8 protein-coding genes and 1 pseudogene are annotated in these 9,430 nt (G+C 71.2%); 3 read left to right on the plus strand and 6 right to left on the minus strand.

Going from position 1 to position 9,430, the window contains the following annotated elements; all coding sequences use genetic code 11:
- The coding region (locus IY392_RS19680; protein WP_194860911.1) for a chorismate-binding protein at positions 1-106 on the plus strand (106 nt) is incomplete at its 5' end.
- Positions 107-112: 6 nt separating this feature from the next.
- Here IY392_RS19680 and IY392_RS07920 read toward each other — a convergent pair.
- From IY392_RS07920 to serA, 5 genes are all read right to left on the minus strand, one after another.
- The gene (locus IY392_RS07920) at positions 113-907 is read right to left on the minus strand and encodes a fumarylacetoacetate hydrolase family protein (protein WP_194860912.1); all 795 of its coding nucleotides are present in this window, start codon (positions 905-907) and stop codon (positions 113-115) included.
- Between the two features lie 10 nt (positions 908-917).
- Complete coding sequence (locus IY392_RS07925) at positions 918-1,631, minus strand: exonuclease domain-containing protein (RefSeq protein WP_194860913.1); 714 nt, start codon at positions 1,629-1,631, stop codon at positions 918-920.
- Positions 1,631-3,493, minus strand: coding sequence for a putative nucleotidyltransferase substrate binding domain-containing protein (locus IY392_RS07930; RefSeq protein WP_107756684.1), 1,863 nt, complete (start codon positions 3,491-3,493; stop codon positions 1,631-1,633). Before IY392_RS07930 ends, IY392_RS07925 begins: the two co-directional genes overlap by 1 nt.
- Before the next feature lie 84 nt (positions 3,494-3,577).
- Positions 3,578-4,597 carry a 3-isopropylmalate dehydrogenase gene (locus IY392_RS07935; protein ID WP_182613011.1) on the minus strand — a complete coding sequence of 340 codons (1,020 nt, stop codon included), beginning with the start codon at positions 4,595-4,597 and terminating at the stop codon, positions 3,578-3,580.
- Between the two features lie 35 nt (positions 4,598-4,632).
- Positions 4,633-6,225: a phosphoglycerate dehydrogenase gene (gene serA, locus IY392_RS07940; RefSeq protein WP_107756686.1), complete on the minus strand. Its 1,593-nt coding sequence runs from the start codon at positions 6,223-6,225 to the stop codon at positions 4,633-4,635.
- 166 nt (positions 6,226-6,391) lie between these two features.
- Here serA and IY392_RS07945 point away from each other — a divergent pair, with 166 nt between their 5' ends.
- Together IY392_RS07945 and IY392_RS07950 are read left to right on the plus strand one after the other, a co-directional pair.
- A complete protein-coding gene (locus IY392_RS07945; protein ID WP_107756687.1) occupies positions 6,392-6,973 on the plus strand; it encodes a hypothetical protein in 582 nt (193 codons plus the stop codon).
- Complete coding sequence (locus IY392_RS07950; RefSeq protein WP_194860914.1) at positions 6,970-8,442, plus strand: NAD(P)/FAD-dependent oxidoreductase; 1,473 nt, start codon at positions 6,970-6,972, stop codon at positions 8,440-8,442. The genes IY392_RS07945 and IY392_RS07950 overlap by 4 nt, the downstream gene beginning before the upstream one ends.
- Positions 8,443-8,491: 49 nt before the next feature.
- Here IY392_RS07950 and IY392_RS07955 read toward each other — a convergent pair.
- A pseudogene (locus IY392_RS07955) lies at positions 8,492-9,430 on the minus strand (hypothetical protein); the annotation flags it as partial.

Raw genomic sequence — 9,430 nt, forward strand, 5'->3', positions numbered from 1 at the left:
CGCCTGGGCGGGCGGGGGGCTCGTCGCCGACTCCGACCCCGACGACGAGGTCGCCGAGACCGCCGCCAAACTCCGCACGGTCCTCACCGCGCTGGGCGCGGTGTGACCCGCTCTACCTGTCGACGACGGGGTTGCTCAGCGATCCGATGCCCTCGATCTCCACGGTGACCCGGTCGCCGGGGAGCATCGGCCCCACCCCGGCGGGCGTGCCCGTCAACACCACGTCGCCCGGGAGCAGCGTCATGATCCTGCTGACGTACTCGATGATCTCCCCCACGGTGTGCATGAACTGGGAGGTGTTGCCGTCCTGGCGTACCTCCGACGACCCGTCCGGATGGTGCACGGTGGTGCGGACGTCGAGGCCGTTCGGGTCGAGGTCGGTGACTATCCAGGGGCCCAGCGGGCAGAAGGTGTCGTACCCCTTGCCCCGCGTCCACTGACCGTCCGCGAGCTGCTGGTCACGGGCGGTCACGTCGTTGGCGCAGGTGTAGCCGAGGATCACCTCGTGGGCCCGGGCGGCCGCGACGTCGCGACAGGGCTGGCCGATCACCACGGCGAGTTCGCCCTCGTGGTCCACCCGTTCGGAGCTGGGAGGGTAGGCGATCGCCGCTTCGGGGCCGATCACAGAGGTGTTGGGCTTGAGGAAGATCAGCGGCTCGGTGGGCGCCTCGGAGCCCATCTCCTGCGCGTGCTCCGCGTAGTTCTTGCCCACACACACCACCTTGGAGGCGAGGATCGGGGCGAGAAGGCGGACGTCGGCCAGCGGCCATTCGCGACCGGTGAACTCGGGCGTGCCGAAGGGGTGTTCCGAGATCTCCGCGCAGGTGAGGGTGTCGGGGTCGGTGACGTCCCCTCGGACCTCGACGAAGGCGAATCCCTGCGGGTGGGCGATACGGGCGAGACGCATACCCGCGATCCTATGCCGTTCGCAGATCCCGGAGCGTCGTGACCCCGCGGTCGCGCAGCTCGGCCGTCTGGGCCAGGTACAGCTCCGCGCAGGCGAGAGCATCGATCAGTGCGTCATGCGCCCGGTAGCGCGGGAGCCCGTACCGCTGCCGCGCATTCCACAGTCGCAGTTCGTCCGGGGAGGACTGCGGTGCGAAACCCATGTCGACTCCCCCACCGAGCACCCTCCGGTGCAGGTCGAGGGTGTCGACCGACACCAACGGCGGCCGCACGTCGTGGGCGGACGAGCACAGCGAGTCGAGGAACTCTGTCTCTATATGACTGTAGTGGGCGACGAGCACCCGCCCGGTCAACGCGGAGAACACCTGGTCCAGGACGACGTCGACCCCGACGCCGTTCGCCACCGCGTCGTCGGTGATGCCGTGCAGCGTGGCGCTCTGACCCACGCCCTCGACCTCGTCGGCGTGGTCGTCCCGGAGGATCATGGACCGCGCACCGCCGAGGTCGATCCGGTCGCCGTCCACGGGCACCAGCCCCACGGACAGGACGCGGTGGCGCCGGGGGTCGAGTCCCGTCGTCTCCACGTCCACCGCGAGGAGACGCAGATCGGCCAGCGGGGTCGACGGCGCCGGCGGCGGGGTCTCGAGGTAGCGACGGAGCGGGCCGTCCGGAAGCCGCCGCGCAGCGCGCCGCCGGCGCCCGGACCGGGTGAACCAGTCGCGCATCACATCTGTCCGACCCGGTACTTCAAGGCGAGCGAGCCCTGCACGCCGGCGATGATCCGGAACGCGGCGCGGAGACGGTGGCGGTCGGCGGAGCTCAGCGTTCCGGGGTCGAGGTGGTTGTCCTGCGGGTCGTCGTCCGCGATCTGGCGTGCGTGATGACTGTAGGTCAGGCCGCGGAGGAACCGGAATGCCTCGGAGAGGTCCTCCGCATCCGCCCGCGCGATCACACCCGCCCCGGCCGCGGCGTCGAGTCGACCGAGCGTGGACACCTCGTCGAGCCCTGCGGAGAGGGCGTACACGCGGGCGATCTGCACCACCGGCGCGATCCCCCCGGCCTTGAGGTCGAGGGTGTTGCGGTACTCGCCTCGTCGTTCCACCACCAGACCGCGGAAGAACCCCAACGGCGGACGCCACTCACAGGCGATCCGCGCCAGGTGGGCCTGGAACCGCAGGCTGCCCTCGGCGCGCGCGAGCATCTCGTCCCGGACTCTCATGAACAGCGAGGTGTCCCCGTGGACGGGGCGGATGTCCAGGAAGACCTGGGAGTGCAGGACGGCGTCCGCTCCCGGCGCCCGGACCCAGTCCCCCACCTGGCGTTCCCAGGACGTACACGTGCGACGCCACGCCGGGGTGGAGGCCATGACTTCACCCGGACACAGCGGGAACCCGGACCGGTCGAGACCTGCGCACACCTGCTCGGCCAGCTGTGCGAAGTACCGGTCCGCGTCGGGTGTCGTCCCCGCCGGGTCGTCCAGGATGAGCGCGTTGTCCTGGTCGCTCGCCACACCCAGTTCCCCTCGTGCCTGGGAACCGAGTCCGACCCAGCAGTACGCCACGGGCGGCGGTCCGAGCTCAAGCTCGGCAAGGGAGATCAGTCGGCGGGTCGCCGCGTCCGCGGTGGCCGTGACGACCCTGCCGATGTCCTGGGGGGCTGTGCCGCGGCGGACGAACTCACCGACCAGCGCGGGCAGCCTCGCCGCCAGGTGTGCGACCCCGTCGGCGTCGGGCGCGCGGGCGATGCGGGCCGCGAGGTAGACGGGGTCGGTCTGCGCCAGGCGGAGCAGGTCCCCGCTGGTCACCATCCCCACCGGCTCGCCGTCCTGGCAGACCGGCAGGTGATGGACCCCACGATCGATCTGGAGGAGCGTGGCGTCGAACGCGCGGGTCCCCGTGTCCACGGTGACTGGATCCGGGGTCATGATGGCGGATACCGGGGCCCCGGTGTCGCCGCCCACCGCGACGACCTTGGAGCGCAGGTCCCGGTCGGTGAAGATGCCCACCACGCGACCCGCCTCGACGACCAGCAGCGCGGACACACGGCGTTCGGTCATCAGCCTCGCGGCGTCCCGGATGGTGGTGTCGGGTCCGGTGGTCACCGCGTCGCGGGCGAGCAACTCCCCGACCGGCGTACCGAGCGCGTCCCCTCCCGCGGCCTCGAGTCGAGCCGAGGCGAGATCCTGACGGATCCGTTCGCTGCGTTCGCCGAAGAACCGACTCAGCTGCGGGTGTTCGGTGAGCAGCGAGTCCAGGACCTCGCGGGGCATCTCGAGCAGCAGGGTGTCGGCGACCGCCACCATCCGGTAGCGCGATGGTCCGCCACTGGCGAGGGAAGAGTAACCGAAGCAATCCCCCTCTCCTCGCGCGTCGAGCAGAGCCCCGTCCGGATCACACACCTCCACGGCGCCCGAGCGGATGAGGTGCAGGGTGTCGTTCCGGGCACCCGCGTCGAGGATTATCGTTCCCCGGCGGTGGTACCGCTGCGAGAGCTGCGCGGGGATCCGGTCGAGTTGGTCGACGGTCAGCTCGTCGAAGGGGGCGCACCGGGCGAGGAAATCTCTCACCTCGACGAGTTCGACGTCCATGGCTCCACTGTGAACGCCGACGGCCCGCGGTGTGATGCGCTTCGTGCGATTCACACCCGCGGACCGCGGTACTCGTACTCCGCTCTAACCGCTGACCGCGGCCACGATCCGGTCCCCGACCTCTGATGTCGCCACCGGCCGGTCCCCACGGGACCCCAGGTCCGCCTCGACCGCGGCTTCCACACGGTCGGCTTCTCCGACCTTCCCGAGATGCCGCAACATCAGAGCGACGGACAGGATGGCCGCGGTGGGGTCGGCCTTGCCCTGGCCTGCGATGTCCGGTGCGGAACCGTGCACCGGTTCGAACATGGACGGGTTGGTCCCGGAGGCATCGATGTTCCCCGACGCCGCGGTGCCGATCCCCCCGGTGACGGCCGCGGCGAGATCGGTGATGATGTCGCCGAAGAGGTTGTCCGTGACGATGACGTCGAAGCGCGAGGGCTCCGTCACCATGTAGATCGTCGCGGCGTCGATATGGCAGTAGTCCACCTCGACGTCCGCGAACTCCGGGGCCACCTCGTCGACCGTGCGCTGCCAGAGACCGCCTGCGTTGACCAGAACATTGGTCTTGTGGACCAGTGTGAGCTTCCCGCGGCGGGACCGCGCGCGGCCGAAGGCGTCGCGTACCACCCGCTCCACGCCGAACCGGGTGTTGACCGAGGTCTCGGTACCGATCTCCTGGGGCGTCCCGACCCGGATCGCACCACCGTTGCCGGTGTAGAGCCCTTCGGTCCCCTCGCGGACGACCACGAAGTCGATCTCCCCCGGGTTCTTGAGCGGGGTCGCCGAGCCCGGGTACAGACGCGACGGGCGGAGGTTGACGTGGTGGTCGAGCGCGAACCGCAGGGGCAGCAGCATCCCGCGTTCGAGCACGCCGGCGGGCACGGAGCGCGGGTCCCCGATGGCGCCGAGCAGGATCGCGTCGTGGCTCTTCAGGCTCTCGACATCCGCGTCGGTGAGCGTCTCCCCGGTGCGCAGATACCGCCGCGCACCGAGGTCGTACTCCGTCTTCTCGACCCCCGGGACGAGCGCATCCAGTACCCGGATCGCCTCGGCCGTCACCTCGACACCGATCCCGTCACCGGGGATGACGGCGAGCTTCATCATCTGCGTGTTCCTCTCCACCGGTCCCGTCTCCCTCAGTCCAGGTTGATCTGGGTGGCCGTGGCCCCGAGCTCGGAGACGATCCGGTCGACCGTCGGATCGGCGACCGCGCGGTCGACCCGGAGGATCAGCGACGCGCCCTCACCCGTGGCGTCCTGGCTCAGGGCGGCGGCCTGGATGTCGATGCCCTCCCCGCCGAGGATGGAACCGACCTTCCCGAGCACGCCCGGTCGATCGGAGTAGTGCACGAAGAGGTTCTGGCCCTGCGCGCGCAGGTCGAAACCGCGCTCGTTGATCCGGACGATCTTCTGGACCTTCTCAAGGCCCGAGAGGGTTCCGGTGACCTTGCCGGTGGCGCCGTCCGCGGCCACGGCGGTGACTGTGACGGTGCTGCGGTAGGACTTGGACTCGCTGCGGGTCTCCACCGAGTGGGTGACGCCGCGCTGCTCGGCCATCGATGCGACGTTGACGAACGTGGCCGGCTCGTCGGTGATCGCGGAGAACAGGCCACGCAGGGCTGCCAGCCCGAGCACGTCTACCTGCTCGGCGGCGAGCTCACCGGCGACGTCGACGTTGACCGTGGTCGGCACACCCGGGCAGAGGTGGCCGGCGATCAGGCCGACCTTGCGGACCAGGTCGATCCACGGGGCGACCTCGTCGCCGACCGGACCGCCGGAGACGTTCACTGCGTCCGGGACGAACTCGCCGCGCAGCGCCAACAGCACGCTGCGGGCGACGTCGGTGCCGGCGCGGTCCTGGGCTTCGCTGGTGGAGGCGCCCAGGTGGGGGGTGACGACGGTGTTCTCCAGCTCGAACAGCGGCGAATCGGTGCAGGGCTCGGTGTCGAACACGTCGAGGGCGGCGGACCGGACCTTGCCGGACTTCAGTGCGTCGACCAGGGCGTCCTCGACGATCAGCCCACCGCGGGCGGCGTTGACGATCACGACGCCGTCCTTGGCGCGGGCCAGCCGCTCGGCGTCCAGCAGACCGGCCGTCTCCTTGGTCTTGGGCAGGTGCATCGTGATGATGTCGGCCCGGGAGACCAGCTCGTCGATGTCGACCAGCTCGATGCCCAGCTGCGCCGCGCGGGCGGCGGGCAGGTAGGGGTCGTAGGCGATCAGGGTGGTCTCGAACGCCGCCAGGCGCTGTGCCACCAACTGGCCGATCCGACCCAGGCCCACCACTCCGATGGTCTTGCCGAGCAGTTCGACGCCGTTGAACGAACTCCGCTTCCAGGTGTGCTCGCGCAGCGTGCGGTCGGCGGCGGGAATCTGGCGGCACGCGGACATGAGCAGCGCCACCGCGTGCTCTGCGGCCGAGTGGATGTTGGAGGTGGGCGCGTTGACCACCATGACACCGCGTTCGGTGGCGGCGGGGATCTCCACGTTGTCCAGTCCCACGCCCGCGCGACCGATGATCTTCAGCTTGGGTGCCGCGGCGAGGACCTCGGCGTCGACCGTCGTCGCCGAACGGACGAGGAGGGCGTCCGCGTCCTTCACCGCGTCGAGGAGCCTGGGGCGATCCGGGCCGTCGACCCAGCGGACCTCGACGGCGTCGCCGAGTGCGTCGACGGTCGACTGGGCGAGCTTGTCGGCGATGAGGACGACGGGACGTCCGGATGCTGTCACAGTGGGATCTCCTCGGTGTCAATTCGGGCACCGACAGTCTAGGTCACCGCACCCCGCCCACGACCAGTGGCCGGGGTGGCGACGGGGGCCTACCGTGGCTGATGTCACCGCAGCACCCGACCGTGTCACCGCAGCACCCGACCTCCGCCCGACGAACGGAACACCCATGCCGCGCACTCCCCGATCGACCGGATTCCCGGCCGGCCTGCCCAGTCCCTGGCTGCCCGTCCTCGCGCCCGCTCGCGGCTCGACCGCGGTGGCCACCTACCTGAGGGCCCACCTGTACGGAGCTGCTGTGGGACGCAGCCTGCTCGACCGCTGCATCCGTGCGGTCGACGATCCCGACCGGGCCCGACTCGAGCCACTTCGGGATCAGTTCGAGCAGGAGATCGCCGTCGCCTCCGAGGTGTTGTCCCGGTTGTCCCCCATCGGAACGCCGGGTCGGGGGCTGGTGCGCCGATCCTCCGGGATCGCCCTGGGCGTCCTGCCCGTGGGACCGGTGCTCAGCGACCCGCTCGCACGGCTGGGGGTGCTGGAGGCGCTACGCACCCTCGTCGTGGCCAAACGCTCGATGTGGGACCTACTCGCGGAGTCCTGGGTGGCGGACGCGCCCTCCGGTGGTGAGGGTGCGACGGTGGGCGGCCCCGGGACCCGACGCGTCCTGATGGACCTGGCCGAGCAGGCCGCGGCGCAGGCGGTCCTGCTCGAGGAACTGCGACGTACCTACGGTCTGGCAGTCTTCGAATGACCCGGTCCGACCCGGTCCGCGCCGACGTCGTGGTGGTGGGGTCGGGTCCGAACGGACTCGCCGCCGCGCTCCTGTGCGCCCGCGCCGGCCGACGGGTCGTGGTGCTCGAGGCCGAGGACACCATCGGGGGCGGGTGTCGCACCCTGCCCATGGACGGCATGCCGGGCGATCTCGGCGAGGGACTGCTGGTCGACCCGTGTTCGGCTGTCCACCCGATGGCCGGCGCCGCACCGTTCTTCCGGCAGTTCGACCTGGCCGCGCACGGCGTCGAGTTGAGGACGCCGCCGGTCCAGTTGGGCCACGCGCTCCCCGGTCGCGACGCGATCGTGGTCCCCTCCGACCCCTCCCCCGCGAGCCTGGCCGAGGGGATGGGGTCCGAGGCGGAGGCCCGGGCCTGGTGGCAGGTCATGGAACCGCTGGCCGAGCGGCCACTCGAGGTGGTGGCCACGGCGCTGTCCGATCAGCGATCGATCCCGCCGGTCACGGTGGTGGCAGCGCTGGCGAGGGCCTTCGCCCGGGCACATCCCCTGGGGATCACGGGCGACCGATTCGGACCGGATGGCCGGACCCTGTTCTCGGGGATCGCCTCCCACGCGATCTCGCCCCTCTCCTCGCCGGCGGCGACCGGGGTCGGCCTGATCCTCGGTTCCCTCCTGCACTCCCCGCTCGGGTGGGCCCTTCCTGTCGGGGGGAGCGGTGCGATCACCGCCGCCCTGGCAGAGGCGCTGCGCCGGGCCGGCGGGGAGATCCGCACGGGGATCCGCGTCGGGTCGATGGCGCAGATTGACGCGCGGGACATCGTCTTCAACACCTCCTCGCGGATCCTCGGCGAGATCCTGCTGTCGTCCTCGCCGTCACCGGCCGTGGAGCGACGGGCCCGACGGCTCACCCGAGCGCCCGTGGGAGGTGCCGCGGCGAAGGTCGACATCGTCCTGTCGGGTCCGGTGCCGTGGAGCGACCGACGCCTGAGCGATGCGGGCACGCTTCACCTGGGTGGGGACTCCGCCCACATCGACGCGGCCGAGCGCGCGGTGGCGGACGGCCGGCACGCGGACCGTCCGATGGTGCTGGTCTCCCAGCCGTGGGTCACGGATCCGGGCCGCATCGCACCCGACGGGCGACGGCCGCTGTGGACCTACGCTCACGTGCCCGCCTACTCGCGGCAGGACCAGACCGAGCAGGTGCTCGCCGCGCTCGAGGCGGTCGCACCAGGGATCCGCGACGTGGTGGTGGCGACCCGGTGCACGCCCGCGTCCCGGATGGATCGCCATAATCCGAACTACGCCGGGGGGGACATCGCCGCGGGCCGCGTGGACCTGCGCGGCCTCGTCGCCCGGCCGGTCCCCCGTGTCGACCCCTACGCGACCGGGGTCCCCGGCATATGGCACGCCTCCGGATCGACGCCCCCCGGGCCCGGTGTCCACGGGCTCGCGGGCCAGTACGTCGCCGAGCGGATCCTCCGCGGCTGACGGGTCGGCTCGACCGCCCGACCCGTCGCCTACCGGGCGGTCGGGCCGCCTACTGGTAGGACACGAACCACGGCCGGGGCTCGACCGCCATCGTCTGCTCCGGTGTGAAGGTCGGCGTGTCCTCGTCGTAGAAGTTCTTCCACGCCATCCAGATGTCGGGGGACAGCCCCTGTTGCAGCACCTCCCACGTCTCGAATTTCATCTCCGGCGTGCCGTGCCCGTCGGCGTGGAGGGAGATCGCCACCTCGGGCCGCGAGGTGTCGATGTCCTCGCGGTCGGTGATCATCGCCAGGCTGAACTGGTGCAGGATGAGCAGCTTCTGTGGCCCGCCGGAGTCGCGGGTGAGATCGGCGAGCCAGTGGGTGACCCGGTTGATCTCCTCGGCGCTCGCGCTGCCGATCTGTGCCCCCGGGCGCTGTCCGGGCTCGAGCTTCCACTCGGGGTCCAGGGCCAGTCCCACGTTGGGCCGCCGGAGCAGATCCTCGAACAATCGGGCCTGGTCGAGCAGGTCCGCCATCCCGGGTTGCAGGTCGATCACGGCGTAGCCACCGGCCTCGGTGATCGCGTCGACGAGCGGCTCGAACTCCTCCGGAGGCCACTCGTTGGTGTAGTTGCCGTCGGGCCCGGGCTCGGTCGCCGCGACCGTGGCGATGATCTCGAACGCGGGGACGACCGGCTCGGGTGAGTACGGCTGGTACTCCTCGACCAAGCGGCGCACCCGTTCCGCGCTCTCCTCGGGTCCCTGCTCGCCGAGAACGCCCAGGGCCGGGGTGATGGGCGAGCCGTACGCCGCCACGAACCGTCGGCCGGGGAAGAGCAGTTGCCCCCCGCCGGGGAGCTCGGGAACGGTCCGGGCCTCCTCGATCCGCTGAGCCAACTCCTCCTCGGTGCCCCACCCGGGCCCGAGGGCGATCACGGTGTCGGCGTCGGTCACCGCCTCGACCGAACCCCCGTCGACGCGCGGGTCCGGTGCCCGGAGGTGGGAGAC

The sequence above is a fragment of the Dietzia sp. SYD-A1 genome (assembly GCF_015356725.1).
Taxonomy (GTDB): Bacteria; Actinomycetota; Actinomycetes; order Mycobacteriales; family Mycobacteriaceae; genus Dietzia.

What these genes read in the sequence shown, in the direction of transcription:
- IY392_RS07920 (WP_194860912.1), bottom strand. Translation starts at nt 907, where the DNA reads ATGCGTCTCGCCCGTATCGCCCACCCGCAGGGATTCGCCTTCGTCGAG.
- IY392_RS07925 (WP_194860913.1), bottom strand. Translation starts at nt 1,631, where the DNA reads ATGCGCGACTGGTTCACCCGGTCCGGGCGCCGGCGGCGCGCTGCGCGG.
- IY392_RS07930 (WP_107756684.1), bottom strand. Translation starts at nt 3,493, where the DNA reads ATGGACGTCGAACTCGTCGAGGTGAGAGATTTCCTCGCCCGGTGCGCC.
- IY392_RS07935 (WP_182613011.1), bottom strand. Translation starts at nt 4,597, where the DNA reads ATGAAGCTCGCCGTCATCCCCGGTGACGGGATCGGTGTCGAGGTGACG.
- IY392_RS07945 (WP_107756687.1), top strand. Translation starts at nt 6,392, where the DNA reads ATGCCGCGCACTCCCCGATCGACCGGATTCCCGGCCGGCCTGCCCAGT.
- IY392_RS07950 (WP_194860914.1), top strand. Translation starts at nt 6,970, where the DNA reads ATGACCCGGTCCGACCCGGTCCGCGCCGACGTCGTGGTGGTGGGGTCG.